We start from the raw sequence: 17364 nt of genomic DNA on the forward strand, positions 1-17364 counted from the left end.
GAGGTGTCCAGGCAGAGCCGCTCCTCCCGGCCGGTGCGGTTTGCCCCGGGTGGATCCGCCCCCGGCCGCCTGGACCAGGGCGCGTCGTCGTCCGGCTCAGGCGGCCGGGACGGCGTCGTCGGCGGAGCCGGGGACGTCGGCGCGGTCACCGGCCTTCCGTGCCGGCTTGAGGAAGAGGGCGAGGACGATGCCCACAGCGAGGGTGGGGGCGATCCACAGGTATCCGGTGGCCGTGGCGTGGGCGAAGGCGTCCAGTGCGCTGTCGCGCAGGGTCGCGGGCAGCCGGCCGATGGTGTCGGGGCGGGTGGCGTCGAAGCCGCCACCCGCCGGGAGGCCGCGGGTGCGGTCGGCGAAGCCGGTGCTGAGGAAGCTGCCGAAGACGGCGACACCGAAGGCCGCGCCGATGGAGCGGGCGAAGGTGACCACGGCGCTGGCGGCTCCGAGATCGGTGGCGGGCACGCTGTTCTGCACCGTGGTCAGCACGACCATGGGCACCATGCCGATGCCTGCGCCGGTGATCAGGAAGTAGACGCTGAGCACGAGGGTGCCGGTGGCCGCCCCGATGGTGCCCAGCAGCAGCAGGCCGGCGAGGTTGGCGAGCAGGCCCGCCAGAAGGATCATCCGCAGCCGGCCGACGTGTGCGGCCCAGCGACCGGCCAGGGACTGGCTGGCGACCAGGCCGGCGACCAGGGGCAGCATGTGGACACCGGAGAGTGTGGCCGAGACCCCGTGGACGATCTGGAGGTAGGTCGGCAGGTAGACCAGCACGGCGAACATCGCGGCGTTGGCGAAGAACCCGATCAGCGAGGAGAAGACGACGGTCCGGGAGGTGAACATCGCCGGCGGCAGGACCGGGGCGGCGGCGCGGCGCTCCACCGGCACCAGCAGCATGGCCAGCGCGACGGTCGCCGCGATCAGGCCGACGATGGCCGGTGAGCCCCAGCCCCAGCGCTCGCCGAAGGACGTGACGAGAACGAGGCCCGTGGCGATGGCGGCCAGGATGGTGGAACCGGGATAGTCGATGCGGGCCTTGGCGCCCCGGGTCGCCGCGGGCAGCGACCGCGCCGCGATGAGCAGGGCGACGACACCGACGGGCAGATTGACCAGGAAGGCCCACCGCCAGGACAGCTGGTCGGTGAAGACGCCGCCCAGTAGGGGGCCGACGATGCTGGCGACGCCGTAGACGGAACCGAACATGCCCTGGTAGCGGCCGCGTTCGGCCGGGGCGACGATGTCCCCGACGAGGGCGAAGGTCAGTACGATCATGCCGCCGCCGCCCACGCCCTGAAGAACGCGGGCGCCGATCAGCTCGGGCAGGTTCTGTGCCAGGCCGCAGAGCACCGAGGCGGCCAGGAAGACCGAGGTCGCGGCCAGGTACAGCCGCTTGCGGCCGAACATGTCGCCGAGCTTGCCCCACAGCGGAGTCGCGGCCGTCGACGCGAGAAGGTACGCGGCGCTGACCCACGCTATGTCGTCGAATCCGTTCAGGTCCTGCGCTATGCGGGGCAACGCGGTCGAGACGATCGTCTGGTCCAGGGCCGCGAGGAGGACGGCCAGGATCAGCGCGCTCATCGGCGCTGCGACGCCGCGGAGCGCGGGTGATGGGGACTCGTGTGATGTCGACATCGATACGTGCCTTTCCGGGAGTGGTGCGCAGGGACGCTGTGCCATCCGCCGTTGACCAATGGAGCCCACGGGATGGCACTACCAACACTATCTGCCACAGCAATGTAGCACTTATAGCGCAGCCCTCTACGACTGAGAGGCGTTAGATGTCATAGGTTTCACACTCGGCCGTTAGACTCCTTCCGGTGAGAGCCGACGCAGCACGCAATCTGGAAACCGTCCTGACCACCGGGGCGCGCATGCTCGCCGCCGATCCAGGCGTGAGCATCGCGAGCATCGCCACCGAGGCGGGCGTGGACCGGCGCACCGTCTACCGCCGCTTCACGTCCCGCGACGAACTCCTCGCGGCCATCTACGAAGCCCGCCTTACGGCCATCGAGCACGCCATCGAGGACGCCCGGCTGCGCGAGGCCCCCGTAGCCGTCGCCCTGCACCGCTACGTCGAGAACATCATCGCCGTCAACCGCACCTGGCCCGTCGACCTCGCCCGCATGCTCACCGACGACAGCGTCCACGCGCGCCGCGAGGCCTCGGTCCGCGAGGTCGACGCCTTCCTCGAACGCGCAACCGGCGAAGGCCTGTTGCGCCCCGGTCTCGCAGGGGGATGGACGAATGCGCTGCTGCCCCAGCTCATGCACCTGGTCGCCCGGCAACTGCCCGACCTGAGCCCCGCGCAGGCGGCGGACGTCGTCGTCGACACCCTGCTGCACGGCCTCGGAGCGTCCTGACACACCGGCTGCCGCGAATCCCCGGCAGGCGATTCCGCGCGGACGCGCCACGCCCGGGTCGCCGGACCGCGCCGCCAGCACCGCGGCGGCGGCGGCGCGTCGTCTGGCGTGCCCAGGGCCGGCCGTCTGCCGTGGCCGACTCCTTCGACGAAACGCCCGGCCAGGGTCGACCCGCTCGGCGAGGGCGGCCGGAGCCCGACCCGCAAGCGGCGCACGCCACAACTTGCGCATCCACGCCGCAAGCAAGCGCGCATGTCCCACAGGGGTGGAACCTCATTCCACAAGTGCTACAGTCGAGTGACAGATCAAAAGGGGTAGCGCAAGCCTCACCCTGTCGCCCCGCAGTCGGCACCAGAACCCCGGAGGCACTCCAACCGTTCACGGCAGGGCCTGCGCGCCGGACGGCCCGCGAAGGACGACCGGCGCACACGGGCGTGCCCAACGGCCTCCCCGCAGGAGCCCGACCTCCCCGAAACACCCGCAGGCCAAGCACCCCACCAAGGAGAGACATGCCTGTCACTACCCTTGACCCGAAGCCCGCCCTGATCGTCGTCGACCTCCAGAACGGCATCCTCAAGCTGCCCCTCGCGCACCCGGCCGCCGACATACTCGCCCGGAACGCCGAACTGCTCGCGGAATTCCGTCGCCGCGGCCTGCCCGTCGTCCTGGTGAACGTCGCAGGCGGCCCTGCCGGACGCAACGACCTCGGCGCACGCTTCCCCACACCGAGCCCGGAGTGGACCGAACTCGCCCCCGAGCTGGACGCCGGCGCGGGCGACCACTTCGTGACCAAGCACGCACGCAGTGCCTTCACCAAGACCGGCCTGGACGAGTGGCTGCGCGCGCGGGCCGTGACGCAGGTCGTCATCACCGGCATCGCCACCAGCAGCGGCGTGGAGTCCACAGCCCGCGACGCCCACGAGCAGGGCTACAACGTCACGGTCGCGCTCGACGCCGTGACCGACACCGACGGCGTCGCGCACGACCACACCATCGCCAGGATCTATCCGCGCATCGCCGAGACGGGCACCACCAAGGACATCGTGTCCGCACTCGCCGCCACGAACTGAGGTCCGCCAGAACAAATTCTGAGGCTACGTCACCAAGGCGAACCTCGAGCGTGACACAGAATGCCGGCCGGCGCGCGGTAAACGAGGCGCCGGAAGGACAACGGCGCCGCTCACCCCCTGAGCCAGCCCGTGACGGTGGCAGGTCGCGAGCCTGGCGGGGGTCGGGCCCCAGCCGCCGCAGGCGTTGAAGCAGCGTTCGAATGCGTAGCCGCGCCTGCAGCTCTTGGCATCGAACGGGAGCGACGGCTGACCGACTCCGGCGCTCCGGGACGGTCGCGCCGTTGCCGTGCCGACGGCACCAGGCCACCACCGCCCCCGACAAGCACGCCTTGCCGGCGACCTCCGTCGCCAACCCCAGCCTTCACCCCCTGCGTTCGCGTCACACCTCACCCCGTCACCTGCTTAATCGGTGATACGGCCTGTCTCGGTCTTCGCCGAACCGGGCACCACTCCCCAGCCCTCCCCTTGCGCTGCCACCTCCCGCGCACCCCGAGTCACTTGAACGGAAACCCATGAAACGAGCTCTGACCGTCCTCGCCGCCTGCGTGCCGCTGGCCGCGGCGGTCTACCTGCCGACCGCGTCCGCCGAGCCCGGGAACGGCTCCGGTGCCGCGGCGCCGACCTGCGCGACGCCGTCCGTGAAGGCCCCGGCCGGTACCGCAGTGGAGTCCGTGACAGCGGCCCGCAAGGAGGGTGGCACCGTTCACGGAAGCGGACTCCTGGGCGGCACGGTCACCGGCGTGCCCGCCTACTGCGAGGTGACGGTCACCCTGACCCACCCCGGCGACAACGACCTCGCCAACGTGCGGACCTGGCTGCCCGTCACCAACTGGAACGGCCGCTTCCAGGCCCTCGGCGGCAGTGCGTACGCGGCCGGGGACAACGGCACCGGGATGGCCACCGCGGTCAAGAACGGTTACGCCGTCACAACCACCGACGCGGGCGTCGGCGACGTCCTCGACGTCAACTGGGCGCTGAACGACGACGGGCAGGTCGACATCGCGCTGCTCAAGAACTTCGCCTCCCGTTCCCAGCACGAGGCGGCGGTCGTCGGGAAGCAGGTCGTCGGCCACGTCTACGGCAAGCGCGCCGCCTACGCGTACTTCAACGGCTGCTCCACCGGTGGACGCCAGGGCTACATGGAGGCCCAGCGCCACCCCGACGACTACGACGGCATCCTCGCCAAGGCGCCCGCCGTCAACTGGGACGAGTTCGAGGTCGCCACCCTGTGGCCGCAAGTCGTCATGAACAACGAGAAGACCTACCCGACGGCCTGCGAGTTCAAGGTCTTCACCGACGCCGCCGTCAAGGCGTGCGACCCGCGCGACGGCCTCAAGGACGGCCTGGTCAACGACCCGGCCCGATGTGACTTCGACCCGCGTCGGCTGATCGGCACCAAGGTCGTCTGCGCCGGCGAGGAGTTGACCATCACGGCCGCCGACGCGGCCGTGGTCCGCAAGATATGGGACGGCCCCCGCACCCCGTCGGGCAAGAAGCTGTGGCCCGGCGTCCCGGTCGGGGCCGACCTGTCGGCCCTGGCCGGCGTCACCGGCCCCGACGCGAGCGGCGACGTCAAGGGCGCTCCGTTCCCCGTGCCCGAGTTCTGGGTCACCACATGGGTGAAGAAGCAGCCGTCGTTCGACGTGTCGACGATCACGTACGACCGGTTCACCCAGCTGTTCCGGCAGTCCGAGGCCGAGTACGACAAGGTCATCGGCACCGACGACCCCGACCTGTCCGCCTTCCGTGACTCCGGCGGCAAGCTCCTGAGCTGGCACGGCCAGGCCGACCAGTTCATCCCGGCCCAGGGCACGGTCGCGTACCGCAAGGACCTCGAGCGGACGATGGACGGCGCCAAGAAGGTCGACGACTTCTACCGCCTCTTCCTCGCCCCGGCGACGGTCCACTGCGGCCTCAACTCGGGCGACGGCACGACCGACGACCTCGGTGCGCTGAGGACCTGGGTCGAGCACGGCAAGGCCCCCAAGACGCTGCCCGCCACCCTGGTCGACTCCGCCGGGCAGGAGGTCAGCCGTGACCTGTGCAGCTACCCGGCAGTCTCCCGCTACGACGGCCACGGCGACCCGGACAAGGCCTCCAGCTTCCGCTGCGTCGCCCCGTCCCGGCACTGACCGCTCCGCGACGGCCTGAGACGGACCGAACCATCATGCGCATACGGAGAACGGCCAGCGCTCGTCCGTGCTGAGGCCATGGCGGCGAGGGTCAGCCGCATCTCGCTGAACAGGTCCGTTCCGAGGGCGTTCCCGGGGTCCGCTTCCTTGCCGTGGAGCAGCACCGCCCCGTCCACCACGCCGGCCTGGCCGAACCCGACGACCGCCCGCTCAACCCGGCCGCCCGGGCCTTCCTCGCCCAGGTACCGGGCGGCACACAGCCTCCCGGCCACGGATGAGCACCTGCCCGGCACCGTGGAGCGCTGCCGGTGGCGACCCTCCGGGTGGAGGGGCACATGCCGTCTCGGTCTCCCCGGTGGGTTGTCGGGGACCGGCCCACCCGTACCCCTGCGAGGCCTTCCCCTCGCGCAGAGGACCGCAGCCCTCTCTGGGCCGCGGTCCTCTGCGGCACTGCCTCAGGCGGGCCACGCCCGCAGCAGCGCCGCCAGGCTCTGCACGGTGCACGCCTCGTCGCGCAACTCGTCGACCAGAGCCCGCACCTCGTCCCAGGTCGGTTTCACCTCGCGGCCGGCGGCCTGCAGATACGCCACCGTCACCGCCACGGCGACCGTCATGTTCGACCGCTCCAGCCACCGCATACGCCCTAGGGAGTGCGCCAGCGCCGCCGCCCGTGCCACCGGCCCGTCGTAGACGTCCCGGTCGAACAACTGGGCCTTGTGGCGCTCCACCGCCGACAGGGGCACGCCGAAGTCGTCGGGGGCCGGATCGCCCTCCCCCGCCTGACTCGCAACGCTCAGGATCCAGCCGAGGTCAACCGCGAGGTTCACGCACGCGCTCCTCGATGAGGTCCCCGAACTCCTCGATCACGTTCGCCGCGGACGCGAGGAACGCCTTCCGGACGGGATCGGTGTCGGACTTCACCAGGTGCTCGATGTACTCCTGGAGGGACATGTGCCGGTTCCCCGCCGCCTGGCGGGCCGCCTCCACCGTGTCCTCGTCCAGCCGGACGTTCAGCTGCGTCTTGGCCATGCAGCGATGCTAGCTCCCGCTAGCCATGATCGGTAGTGCTTCTCACAGGGTTCAGGTGTGCTCCCCCGCGCCGGACCGGCTGCCACCCACGCGCCACCTCGACGGAGCCCGGCCCGGGAGATCTCCCTCACGGTCGGGGCCCGCGGGTGCAGGCTCGGCACGGAGTCCTCGCTGACGCGCGCTACTCCTCGCCTCCCTGCTTCCGAGCGCGAGGAGCCTCACTCCGCCTCGCGGACCTCCCCGTACCAGCGCCACTTCTCCACGTGCTCCCGCCCCGGGAGGTCACCCCGCCCGGTGGCCCACAGCAGCGTCGGCCACGGCTCCTCGTCGCTCTCCACATGCGGGAAGAGCCTTCCGAGGACCAGTGCGCACAGGTCGTCGGGGGCGGTGAACTCCAAGCCGAGGCCTGCTGTGATGTCGTAAGTGTGGACAAGGGTCTCGACGATGCCCATCGCCGCGAAACCAGCCGGGTCCGAGGTACCGAAGGTGTGGTGGGCGCGCGCCGACGAGGGAGTCGTGCGAGTAAGGGAGACCTGCATCGCACCGCACGCCTCCAGGACCGTCAGCAGCCCGGACGGGCCCGCCTCCCGATCGGCCTGGAGGTTGTTGAGCGGCCCTTCGGGCCGTTGGCGGTGCATCCCGAAGGGGACATAGGTTCCGGCCGGCAGGCCGGGCGTCCCGATCTGCATCCCGTAGAAGAACAGGTCGTCCGCCAGGTGCTCGGCCGTCTCCCAGCACGTCCACTCCAACGAGCCGGCCGTCGCGTCCCACAGCTCCGCCTCCGAGGGAGCCGACCGCAGCGTGGTGAGCGCGAGTTGTACGGCGCGGGCCAGGGCGTCGGCCCAGGCGTCGTTCGTGCGGGGGGCAGACTCGTCATGGTCTTCGAATGTCATCCGGGCACCGTAACGCGCACACCCGATCGCCGCACCACAGTTCGGACGTCACCGACCGCCGCACCGCGCCGCCGCGAACGGCCGTCCGAGCACCTCGGGGCCGCCGCTCGGAAGCGGGTTGTCGGCAGACCGGTGCGCGGGCCCGCCACTTCTGCGCGGATGACGCGACGGGCCTTCGGCACCCGGCATGCGTCTTCGCCGACCTCGGAGCGCGTCGAAGGGTCGGCCAGGGGCGCGGCCGACCACGCCGCGTGGCCGGCGACCTGCCGGCGGCGAGCCTCCGCGGCCGCAGCCTGCCATTCCCCGCTCTCCCGGTGGAGGAGAACGGCCGGCCGCGCAGCCACACCGTCGTCGAATTCGTCACCGACGACGTGCCGTTCCCGGTCGACCATGTCGCCTACGAGCTGTCACGTCAGCGCGATCCACGTCGCCGTCCACCCGCAGATGCCGGCGCGCCGCGATGTGACGGCAAGCCGCCGGCGTGCCGCACGACGTGCCGGTCGAGTCGTGGATCCACGTGGAGATCGACCGTGAGACCGACCGAGACGACCTGAAGCAGATCACGACGGACCGGCGACGGGCCCTTTCCGACGTCCGGGAGACCGTCGAGGACTGGCGGAAGATGCGCGCGACGCCGCGCCGGCGCACCCTGACGTCCGCTGTCGTCAGGCCTGGAACCGGCCGTCGTGGACGGCGCGTTCACTGGCAACGAGCCACCTGATCAGGTATGGCAGCTCGTCATGTTCGCCGCCTGAAGATCCTCATCGCTGCCGCGCCGACCCGTGGAGCGGGAACTCCCCCAGCCGTGGCCCCTCCGGTACGTCCGCAGCAGGGCCACCGACTCTCTGCGCCGGGGGCTGCATATCGCCATCGCAGGTCGGCGCTTCGCCGTGCCACCGGGAGTGACCGCAGGATGCCGCCGCCAGGGGGTGACAGGCGGCCATCTCGGCTGACGGAGCGTGAGGTTCGGATCTCGGTCCCGCACGACCCCCTCCTAGCCTCATCACAAGAACGGCCCACCGGCTGACTCTCGCACCTTGGCCGGTGGGCCGGGTACGAACTTGCCCGCGCCTTGACAAAGGAGTTCCTCGTGGACGGTACACCGCACAGGGCACACCACCACCGCTCGTCGAGAGGGACGGTGATTGCGATCATCGCCTCGGCCTCGGCGAACGTCGGGTTCGCCGTGGGCACGGTCGCCGGCGCGGTCGGCGAACTCGGCGCCTACTCCGCCATCTCGGCCGGGGCCGCCGCCACTGCCACTGCTGTCGTGATCGGTCTCGCCACGGCGACCTTCATCGAGAACGGGTAGCGCGGCCGACCCGGCTCACGTGCCAGAGCGCGGAGGCATGCCCAACGCGCGTGAGCACACGGCAGGCGTCGTCGACAGGTGCAGCGGGCGGGCCCGGGCCGGCGCGGTCCCGGGCCCATGCCCGGCGTGGCGATGCGGCGCCGAGGCAGAGGCCGAAGTCCACAGCGCTGCCCGAGACTGGCGCGTCCGGGCCCCCGACCAAGGCGAGGCGGCACGTCCTCGCGCAAGCGGCTGTTGCGACTAGTTATACGTGTAACTTACGATGTGCCTTCGTCGCCTGAGGGCTGCCGTGACCGTTTCCACAGGAGGGAGGCCCCGATGAACATGATCGGAAGAAGCCGCCGCCTGTGCATCTTCGGCGACCACTCCTACCGCAGTGAGTTCTACGGCTGAAGCGTTGGTTCGCATCCATGCAACCTCGTGCACCGAGTGCACGCACCAACGTTCCCATCTCACAGCCAAGGAACCTGTCATGTCCCAGTTCTCCGCTGCGCGCTTCGCGATCTCTCACGACGACACCCGGTGGGCCGCTCGCCACATGCCGCTGCTCGCCGCCACCATGCAGACCCACTCCAGCGCCTTCGCCGGCCGGCGGATCGGCATCTGCCTCCACATCGAGCCCAAGACCGCTGTGCTCGTGTCCCACCTGGCCCAGGCCGGCGCACATGTCACGCTCACCGGTTCCCCGGGCACGACTCAGGAAGCCACCGCCGCGGCCCTGCGGGACGCGGGCGTGCACGTCGTCGGCCAGCGCTCGGACAGCCTGGAGCAGCACCGCGACAACATTGCCCGTGTGCTGGACTCGGAGCCCGACCTGATCCTCGACAACGGAGGCGACCTGATCGCAGGCGTGCTCGCACGGGGCGGTCTGCCTTCCCTCATCGGAGCCACCGAGGAGACCACCACCGGCGGCCTGCGCATCCGCTCCTGGGACACCCAACCAGGCTTTCCGGTGATCGTCATCAACGACAGCCGCCTCAAGCTGCTGGTCGAGAACGAGTACGGCGTCGGGCAGAGTGTCGTGCAAGGCTTCATGAACGCCACCAACCTCATGCTCCCCGGAGCACGGGCGACCGTCGTCGGCTACGGGCCGTGCGGCAAGGGAGTGGCCGACACCCTCGCCAAACTCGGCGCCCGCGTCTCCGTGGCCGACGTCGACCCCTATCGCGCGCTCGAAGCCGTCATGGCAGGGCATGCGACGGGAGCGCTGAACGATCTCCTGCCCGAGACCCAGCTCCTCTTCCTCGCCACCGGGCATCCCGGTGTCATCGGCGCGGCGGAACTGGACGTTCTCGCGGACGGCACGGTGATCGCCGGCGTCGGGCACATGCCCTGGGAGCTCGACACCGCGGCCCTGTCCGGCCGTACGTCGACAGTCGAGCGTCTGGGAGCCGGCGGCCACGAACGCGCCGTCCACCGTCTGAAGGACGGGAGAGAGGTCATCGTCCTGGCCGACACCAAGATGATCAACCTGACGGCCGCCAAGGGGAACCCCATCCAGGCCATGGACCTCGGACTCACTCTTCAGGCCAGGAGCCTGGCGGCTCTCACCGCGGCGGCGGAGAATCGGCTGGCCCCCGGAGTGCAGGCCGTTCCGGCGCCGATCGACCGTCAAGTGGCCACCGACCTGGTCGGCTTGCTGAGTTCCTGACCGTCCACGCTGTTCCAGGGGTTCATCGTGAGTCCACGGGTGTGGCCGCGCTCGACCCGGCGGTGGGTCCCGCGTGGGGGCGGCACCGCCACCGCTTCCGCGACCTTCTTGCTGCTCGTCGGAGCAGCAGGAAGGTCACGGTGGACTGGAAGCGCGTACGGAGTCGCCGCCGGCCGGCCGGCGGCGTGAGCGACCCCGCAGGTAGCCGTCAGGCTCGACGGGCGTAGGACGCGAGGCGATCGGCGAGCGAGATGACGAGGTCGCGCAGTTCCTCGGGGCGCTCGATGACGAACGGCCGGTCGAGGGTCGCGAGTACCCGAGGCAACCAGTCGAGCCGCTCCACCCGTAGCTCGACGCGCAACCAGCGTTCGTCCGCCCGGTCCTGGCCTGCCGCGGGCTCGGGCTCGTACTCGTCCAGGTTCGCGACACTGGCGGGAAGGTGGGCGCGGACCTGCTCAGCTGTCCCGTGGACCCGCAAGATCACCTCGTGCCGGTACTCGGCCGTGGCGAACCCTGACAACACGCGGTGTGCCGGACCGGGGCCCATGGGTGCTTCGAATGAGCCGGGCAGGGGTCTCGCGTCCGCGATGCGGTCGAGCCGGAAGGTGCGGTCCTCGCCGATCCGGGCGTCCTCGCCCGTCACGTACCACCGGCCCGAATGGGCGACGATGCCGTACGCGTGCAGCGTGCGTTCGCTGCGCCGTCCGTCGCGGTCGGTGTAGCGGACCGACAGCGGTCTGCGGTGGCGCACCGCATCGGCGATGGCGAGCAGGACCTCGGCGTCCGGGGTGTCGAACTCACCGGGCTGATCCGTGAAGGCGAGAGTCTCCAGGAGGAGGTCGAGCCGACGGGCGATGTGCTTGGGCAGCACCCGCCGGATCTTCGCCGATGCCGTCTCGCTCGCCGTACGCTCCGTCGTCGTCAGCCCTGTCCGGCGGCCGGCGACGAGTCCGAGCAAAACGGCCAGCGCCTCGTCGTCGCTGAGCATGAGCGGAGGCAGGCGGTACCCGGGGGCGAGCCGGTATCCGCCGTAGCGTCCGCGCACCGATTCCACGGGCACGTCGAGGTCGATCAGCTGCCCCACGTACCGCCGTACTGTGCGGCCCTCGACGCCGAGCCGGTCGGCGAGTTCCGCCACCGTCCGGGTGCCGCCCGACTGCAGCAGCTCCAAAAGGGTCAGTACGCGGCCGGTGGGGCGAGGCATGTTCACAGCCTAGCGCCAATACAGGACCGATTCCGTCCCCTATTTCTCCTAGCCTGCGACGTGCACACCTCCAGCACGGCACAGGAGATTTCCATGGACTTCGTCTCGATTCGCATCATCACCGGCGACGTCGCGCGCCTCGTCGAGTTCTACGAGCGAGCCACGGGGGTTCGGGCGAAGTGGGCCACCCCGGACTTCGCCGAACTCCAGACCACGGGCGCCACTCTCGCGATCGCGAGCACCCGCACCGTTCCGCTGTTCGCCCCGGGCTCCGCCCGCCCGGCGGACAACCACAGCGTGATCGCCGAGTTCCTCGTCGACGACGTGGACCGCGTTCACCAGAACCTGACCGACTTCGTCACAGACTTCGTCACCGAGCCCACCACGATGCCCTGGGGCAATCGGTCGCTGCTGTTCCGCGATCCCGACGGCAACCTCGTCAACTTCTTCACCCCCGTCACCCCGGCGGCCATCGAGAAGTTCGCACGCTGACGTCCCGCACAGCCGCTCACGCGGGAGCCCTGAGATGCCAGGGCTCCCGATGAACGCGCCGATGAGCCCCGAACAATGAGCTCGTTCCTGCGAAGACGGCGGATCGCGCTCGGGCGCTCCGGCGCAAGGGCTCGGTCGGATCTCGCCGGCCGCCACATGACGGCTCGCTCGCCCCACGCCAGGGGCCTCACCAGGGCCATCCCGGAGTTGCACCGCTCCCAGGTCCGCTACCGCTTCGTCGGCGACATGGCGAAGTTCCAGGGCTGACGCCGCCCGGCGCATCATGCCGCTCCGCACACCTGTGTGGTGCGGGTACCTGGCCGGTTCTGCGTCCGGCACCGTGGGCGTCGCCGGTGACGACGCCCACGGTGCCGGGTCTCACGACGCGGGACAGGCGGCGGTCAGGATCCGATCAACGAGGTCCACGTCTCCGCGGTGCGGAAGCCGAGGCTCTCGAAGAGACCGACCGCCTCATCGGTCGCGTGGAGGTAGGCCGTGTGCGCGCCAGAGGCCCGCCCGTCCAAAAGAATCTTCTCCACCACAACCCGGGCGTGGCCCTTGCCGCGGTGCTGCGGTGTCGTGGCGACGTTGATGACGCCGAGGTGGCCCTCGACCACGACCCCCAGACCCGCGGCCACGGCGACCCCGTCCGCCTCGGCCACGTAGGCGGTGATCCCCTGCGCGTCCAGAACAGCCGGTGTGTACAGGCTGGAGATGATCACCGGAGGTGCGCCGAACCCCGCGGCCAGCACCTGGGCGAACTCGTTGTACTCGGCACCGCTCAGCGCCCGCACCCGCACCCGTCCGCCTTCCGGCGGGAGCACGGATCCGCCCGTCAGCGGCATGACCATGAAGGGCTGCTCGGACTTGCGGGTCAGCCCGTACTCACCGGCCTTGCGCACGATCGCGTCGTCCGGGCCGCCGCGCAGGCGGATGCTCCAGGGGAACCCGTGCCGGCCAGCCTCCTCGGCGGCCACAGCGGCCAGATCTGCGCACTCCCCCGCGTCCGGCTTCCTCGCCGTGCTCATCACGACGTTCAGGGCGGGTATGTGCGAGCGGGTGAGGGCGAGGAGAGTGCCCTGGGGGCCTCTGCGGCCGGTGGCGCCGGGAACAACGCCCACCAGCTTCTCCATCGCCGACCCGAAGGCGTGCGCGGCCGCATCCGCTCGGTCACCGAGAGACTTGGGATCCATGTGAACTCCACTCACGAGGTGCTTGGACACCGGCAGAACGCCGGACGGGGAAAGAAGTGATCGCGAGGCGCCGAGCGCGACTGAGGGGAGGTCGGCTCTCGGAGGTGCCCACGGTCACGGCACTGAAGTGCTGGGCGAAGTCGCCGACGGTGAAGCCCTCCGGGATGTCGTAGGCCAGGACGATGCCCGAGGTGACGTCGCCGGGGAGATCCGTCAGTACGGCCGCGCCCGGCCACGCTCACTCGATGACGTTTAGGCCACCTGGCCGGCCAGTTCCCGCCGTGGGCGCGACGGTGGCCTCGACGGTTCGGGGCAGGACAGCCCCCTGCTCGTCTCGGAAAGCCACCGGAATCCGCAGGTGGTGGTTCAGACAGGGGGTCATGTCCGTCACTTCATTGTCTGTGCGTGCGGTCAGGGGTGACCACGGTGACGAGGGCAGGGTGGCGCGCAGGGACTGGCGGACCTTGCCCTCAGTTAGAAGTTTATCATCATCTAAAACTCGCGGTCGGCAACCCGCGCACGCCTGAGGCGGCTACCGGGGCCACGGCGAAGCGCGGAACAGATGCGGGAATCGCCGCGTCAGCGCGGTTCGCTCTCCACGACGGGGAGTGGTCCGGCGGCGGGCATCGCATGTCACCGGGCGCCTGGACATCCGTCCCGTCGCCTCCGCACACAACGAACCCACACGCGACCTCGCGTGTGGGCCCCGCGGGCACGGGTGGTCCACACCATCCCGGAACGTGCGACCGCCACGGCCCCGCATGCGGCGCAACGGGAATCACGTCGTAGCGTTCCAGCAGGCGGTAGTCCGCGCGGATCGCGGGGAGCACGAGCTCGCGGAGTTCGGCGTCGGGAAACACCTCGGCCTGGCTGTCGCCCATGCGGTGAGTTCCGCGCTCAGCTCATCTTCGCCGGCCTCCGCCGGCCCCGGCTGCCTCTCCCGGCCCGGCCGGGGGCGGCTCAGGCCGAAGAACGCCGCCTCCAGTCCTCGTCCAGACGGTCGGCCAGGCCGGCGGCGGTGAAGGCGGCCTCCAGGTCGTCGCGACCCTCGGTGAAATGGGCCCAACTGTCGTGGTGCACCGGGACGACACGGCCGGCGTCAAGGATCCTGGTGGCCGCGGCGGCCTGCGCGCTGTCCAGGACGATCAGGTTGCCGTCGAAGAGCATGGGGAAGCGAGGTGCCCGGTTCCTCATGCGGACCCACGGGCGGCGCCACTGGTGCTCCACGCGCTGCGGCGACCGCGTGCGCGCCGCCCGCGCCTACGCCCGGCGCAGCGGCGCCCCGGACTGACACGCGGCCCAGGGCGCCACTCGGCGCTCATGACGGTCCCCACGTCGCCCCCGGTACTCCAGCCGTGGATCGCTATCTTGCTTTGCGGCCGCTACGGCAGGCGTCCCCGCGCGGTGCGCGGCGCTCACGGTCCATAGGCGAGATCCGTACCGCCGCCGGCCTTGATCAGCCAGGACAGCGAACCCCTGCCGAACGGCCAGCCGGTCGTGGCCACCTGAATCCAGCCGCTTCCCGGTTCGTCGGTTCCCGCGTGCCACCACCACCAGCTGCGATCGTCACCGGCCCCTTCCTCGGTCGGGTCGAAGCAGTGCAGCCATCCGACAGCGTCCAGGGCCCCTGACCGGCGGCTGCCCTCTGCTCCGGCGTCATCGCCCGCCACTGCCGCGGCCACGCCTCGGCATCGAAGGGCTCGCCAGGCTCCGGATCCTCGGGCTCGGGTGCGCACCGCTGGACGAACCACGCCGGCAGCAGCTGCGGCCACCGCTCGCACGCGGGCCAGTCGCCCATCCGCTCGACCGCGCACGTCAGCACCGCTCGCGCATCGGCGATGACCTGGCCCGGGTCCTCGGCGGTGAACCGGACCCGTACGAGAAACGGCTGCCGTCCGCCGTCCTTGGCCCGCGGTCCGGACCGAAGACGTCGCAGCTCGCCATCCATGATCTCCACGGGGAAGAAGTGTGCACCACCGGCCTCGCCACGCGCACCAGGTCGCGCGCCCTTCACGCGAGCTCTTCAGCGCATACCGTCGAGCACTTCGTCAGTCGACAGCAGCGCATGGGCGAAGAAGCCGTAATTGATGATCGCCGCCTGATATCCGTCGCCCCAGACCGGGTGCCGAGGACCGGCAGTCGCATCCCTGACCACAGCGACCTCGAATCCCTGCTCGACGAGGTGACGCATATGGGACTCGACGCACATGTTCGCCAGCATCCCGCCGAGAATAATTTTCTGCATTTTCCGCTTCCGCAGCTGCAGCACCAAGTCGTTGGTTTCCGGTCCGAATACCTTGTGCGGGCTGGCGACCACCGTTCTGCCGTCTTCGATATAGGGCTTGAAGCGGTCCAGCCAGTCCGCCCCGGAGTTCCGGAACCCCGTGAGATCGAGCTGTCCCGCCCTCGCGAACGTGTGGGTCTCGAGTTCGCTCGTCTCGAGGGGCCCGTTCATTCGCCACCCGCTGTCGGTCGGGTAGAAATAATGGGGCGAGATGAAGACCTCGTATCCACCCGCCTTCGCCGCCTCGAAAATTCTCTCCATGTTCTCGACGGTCCTGTTCTCCGTGACGCTCGCCCCCACCGCGTCCCAGGCCACTCCGCCCTCGCTCAGCACGTCGTTCTGCGGGTCGATGAACACAACCGCCGTGTCGGTATTGTTGATTTCCACCTGGCGCTCCTGACGCGATGAAAAACCCTGCAGCGGATGTCTTCCGAAGCACGTTTTGACGCCTCCGTTCCACTTTGCCCCATCGCGGCGCACTCCGCATCGGTGCATTGCTGCACCTCGGTCGCCGCCCCCGCCGCCCCAAGGCGTGAACGGCATCGACGGGCACCGGGGTGCCGAGCCTTGTCGAGGTGAAGCCGCTTCACGCACGGTGAAGTCGGGCGGTGTGCACCCGTCGGACGGGGCTCGGGCGCGGGCCGCGCGATCCCCTCGCGGTGCCGGACGCGGGACTCGGTCAGCCGCGCAACCGCACGCGACGATCACGGGGACGTCGGCGATCGTCCCCGGGGGACTGACGGCCCATGGATGAGGTTGTTGTCGCCCACTCCGAGCGCGCGATCCTGCGCGCGGTGGTGCCTGCTGCCGGCCTTGCCCCGCTCCACCCAGCAACGGACCGGTGGCCGGCCCGCACTTCGTTGCGCAGACGTCGCCGGAGTCGACCGGGTGCGCGAGAAGTGCGGCGAGTTCGCGGCTCGGTGCCCTGCAGGCGCTGCCGTCAGGAGTCGTTACCGCAGGATGTACTCCTCCTCATCCAGGTTGTCGTAGGTCTCCTGCGGGAAGCCGCGACGCTCGAACAGAGCGACCGTCTCCGCCCATGTCTGGCAGGTCGTCTCCATGGCCGACACAGTAGGCGCCCGCGCTGACAACTCACCCACCCGCCCCGGGAGAACTCCACACCCCGACGCCGAACGCCTGCGCGAAGTCCCCGGAAGGGCCGACGTCGCCTGATCTATTGGTCGTCACGACACAGGCAGAAGGGGTGGCCGGCCGGGTCGAACAGCACCCGGACGTTCTCCTGCGGCTGGAACTCCGCGATGGCGGCGCCCAGGGCGACCGCCTCGGCGACCGCCGAGTCCAGGTCGCCGACCTGGAAGTCGAAGTGCATCATCGGGCGCTGGTCGCCGTCGGCCGGTGGCCACACCGGAGGCCGATAGCCGTCCGCCTGCTGGAACACGAAGAACGGGCCCTGCGGGGAGGCCGCCACGATGGCTGTTCCCGGCTCTTCGTGCCCGATGTGCCAGTCCAGGAGTTCGGCGTAGAACCTCGCCACACCGCTGGGGTCCGGCGCTTCGATCGTCGTCCCCCACCACATGCCGCCTGTTCGAGATCGCATGCTTGAGCCTATCCGAGACCCCCGCAGACGCCGATACCGTTGGCACCGAAGGAACTCGGCCCGCACGACACGACTGGGCCTGATCTGGCTGACGCGGCGCCGACCCGTCCGTCGGCCCCAACGCTCCGGCATCGACCGCCGCATGGTCCGGAGATCTCCCTTGCCACGGGTCGTGTGCCTGGCACCCCGTCA

General features: G+C 70.3%; 17 protein-coding genes and 3 pseudogenes. 9 read left to right on the top strand and 11 right to left on the bottom strand.

Annotated features, from left to right (window positions below):
* Window positions 1–96 precede the first annotated feature (96 nt).
* Window positions 97–1572 (bottom strand): MDR family MFS transporter, encoded by a 1476-nt coding sequence (locus PV342_RS36080; RefSeq protein ID WP_500320385.1) that lies wholly within the window; start codon window positions 1570–1572, stop codon window positions 97–99.
* 293 nt (window positions 1573–1865) lie between these two features.
* On the opposite strand from PV342_RS36080, the gene PV342_RS36085 reads away from it, so the two are divergent.
* The 4 genes from PV342_RS36085 (at window position 1866) to PV342_RS36100 (ending at window position 5834) form a co-directional block, all read left to right on the top strand.
* Window positions 1866–2354: a TetR/AcrR family transcriptional regulator gene (locus PV342_RS36085; RefSeq protein ID WP_392613016.1), complete on the top strand. Its 489-nt coding sequence runs from the start codon at window positions 1866–1868 to the stop codon at window positions 2352–2354.
* Between the two features lie 509 nt (window positions 2355–2863).
* A complete protein-coding gene (locus tag PV342_RS36090) occupies window positions 2864–3424 on the top strand; it encodes a cysteine hydrolase family protein (protein ID WP_500320387.1) in 561 nt (186 codons plus the stop codon).
* A gap of 512 nt (window positions 3425–3936) precedes the next feature.
* On the top strand, window positions 3937–5556 hold the full coding sequence (locus tag PV342_RS36095) for a tannase/feruloyl esterase family alpha/beta hydrolase (protein WP_500320388.1): 1620 nt from the start codon (window positions 3937–3939) through the stop codon (window positions 5554–5556).
* Window positions 5557–5708: 152 nt separating this feature from the next.
* The gene (locus tag PV342_RS36100; RefSeq protein ID WP_500320390.1) at window positions 5709–5834 is read left to right on the top strand and encodes a hypothetical protein; all 126 of its coding nucleotides are present in this window, start codon (window positions 5709–5711) and stop codon (window positions 5832–5834) included.
* Window positions 5835–6011: 177 nt separating this feature from the next.
* Here the strand turns inward: PV342_RS36100 and PV342_RS36105 are convergent, their stop codons facing one another.
* From PV342_RS36105 to PV342_RS36115, 3 genes are all read right to left on the bottom strand, one after another.
* Window positions 6012–6383 (bottom strand): fic family toxin-antitoxin system, toxin component, encoded by a 372-nt coding sequence (locus PV342_RS36105; protein ID WP_386995615.1) that lies wholly within the window; start codon window positions 6381–6383, stop codon window positions 6012–6014.
* Window positions 6367–6585: a DUF6364 family protein gene (locus tag PV342_RS36110; protein ID WP_018559404.1), complete on the bottom strand. Its 219-nt coding sequence runs from the start codon at window positions 6583–6585 to the stop codon at window positions 6367–6369. The genes PV342_RS36105 and PV342_RS36110 overlap by 17 nt, the downstream gene beginning before the upstream one ends.
* A gap of 218 nt (window positions 6586–6803) precedes the next feature.
* Complete coding sequence (locus PV342_RS36115) at window positions 6804–7478, bottom strand: hypothetical protein (RefSeq protein WP_500320392.1); 675 nt, start codon at window positions 7476–7478, stop codon at window positions 6804–6806.
* 314 nt (window positions 7479–7792) lie between these two features.
* Here PV342_RS36115 and PV342_RS36120 point away from each other — a divergent pair.
* A pseudogene (locus PV342_RS36120) lies at window positions 7793–8106 on the top strand (hypothetical protein); the annotation flags it as partial.
* A 462-nt stretch (window positions 8107–8568) separates the two neighbouring features.
* The gene (locus PV342_RS36125) at window positions 8569–8790 is read left to right on the top strand and encodes a hypothetical protein (protein ID WP_361006664.1); all 222 of its coding nucleotides are present in this window, start codon (window positions 8569–8571) and stop codon (window positions 8788–8790) included.
* Here PV342_RS36125 and PV342_RS36130 read toward each other — a convergent pair.
* Entirely contained in the window at window positions 8703–8909 is a 207-nt protein-coding gene (locus PV342_RS36130; protein WP_400806141.1) for an SWIM zinc finger family protein, read from the bottom strand. The two genes, PV342_RS36125 and PV342_RS36130, sit on opposite strands and share 88 nt — an antisense overlap.
* Window positions 8910–9262: 353 nt before the next feature.
* Here PV342_RS36130 and PV342_RS36135 point away from each other — a divergent pair, with 353 nt between their 5' ends.
* Complete coding sequence (locus PV342_RS36135; protein ID WP_400806138.1) at window positions 9263–10441, top strand: adenosylhomocysteinase; 1179 nt, start codon at window positions 9263–9265, stop codon at window positions 10439–10441.
* A gap of 208 nt (window positions 10442–10649) precedes the next feature.
* Here the strand turns inward: PV342_RS36135 and PV342_RS36140 are convergent, their stop codons facing one another.
* Entirely contained in the window at window positions 10650–11645 is a 996-nt protein-coding gene (locus PV342_RS36140; RefSeq protein WP_500320394.1) for a helix-turn-helix transcriptional regulator, read from the bottom strand.
* Window positions 11646–11738: 93 nt separating this feature from the next.
* Between PV342_RS36140 and PV342_RS36145 the strand changes: the two genes are divergently transcribed.
* On the top strand, window positions 11739–12137 hold the full coding sequence (locus tag PV342_RS36145) for a VOC family protein (RefSeq protein ID WP_500320396.1): 399 nt from the start codon (window positions 11739–11741) through the stop codon (window positions 12135–12137).
* Window positions 12138–12538: 401 nt separating this feature from the next.
* Here the strand turns inward: PV342_RS36145 and PV342_RS36150 are convergent, their stop codons facing one another.
* Window positions 12539–13330: a GNAT family N-acetyltransferase gene (locus PV342_RS36150; RefSeq protein WP_500320398.1), complete on the bottom strand. Its 792-nt coding sequence runs from the start codon at window positions 13328–13330 to the stop codon at window positions 12539–12541.
* Window positions 13331–14290: 960 nt separating this feature from the next.
* Window positions 14291–14512: pseudogene (locus PV342_RS36155) on the bottom strand (MBL fold metallo-hydrolase); the annotation flags it as partial.
* Window position 14513: 1 nt separating this feature from the next.
* Between PV342_RS36155 and PV342_RS36160 the strand changes: the two are divergent.
* Window positions 14514–14621: pseudogene (locus tag PV342_RS36160) on the top strand (CGNR zinc finger domain-containing protein); the annotation flags it as partial.
* A 124-nt stretch (window positions 14622–14745) separates the two neighbouring features.
* On the opposite strand, the gene PV342_RS36165 reads toward PV342_RS36160, so the two are convergent.
* The 3 genes from PV342_RS36165 to PV342_RS36175 all read right to left on the bottom strand — a co-directional run bounded on the left by PV342_RS36165 (window position 14746) and on the right by PV342_RS36175 (window position 17172).
* Window positions 14746–15012, bottom strand: a complete 267-nt coding sequence (locus tag PV342_RS36165) for a hypothetical protein (RefSeq protein WP_500320400.1) — start codon at window positions 15010–15012, stop codon at window positions 14746–14748.
* Window positions 15013–15353: 341 nt separating this feature from the next.
* Complete coding sequence (locus tag PV342_RS36170; RefSeq protein WP_400806125.1) at window positions 15354–16001, bottom strand: cysteine hydrolase family protein; 648 nt, start codon at window positions 15999–16001, stop codon at window positions 15354–15356.
* A gap of 787 nt (window positions 16002–16788) precedes the next feature.
* The gene (locus tag PV342_RS36175) at window positions 16789–17172 is read right to left on the bottom strand and encodes a VOC family protein (RefSeq protein ID WP_400806122.1); all 384 of its coding nucleotides are present in this window, start codon (window positions 17170–17172) and stop codon (window positions 16789–16791) included.
* Window positions 17173–17364: the final 192 nt, after the last annotated feature.

This window comes from Streptomyces sp. PA03-3a (assembly GCF_033792735.1).
In the GTDB taxonomy this organism is placed as follows: Bacteria; Actinomycetota; Actinomycetes; order Streptomycetales; family Streptomycetaceae; genus Actinacidiphila.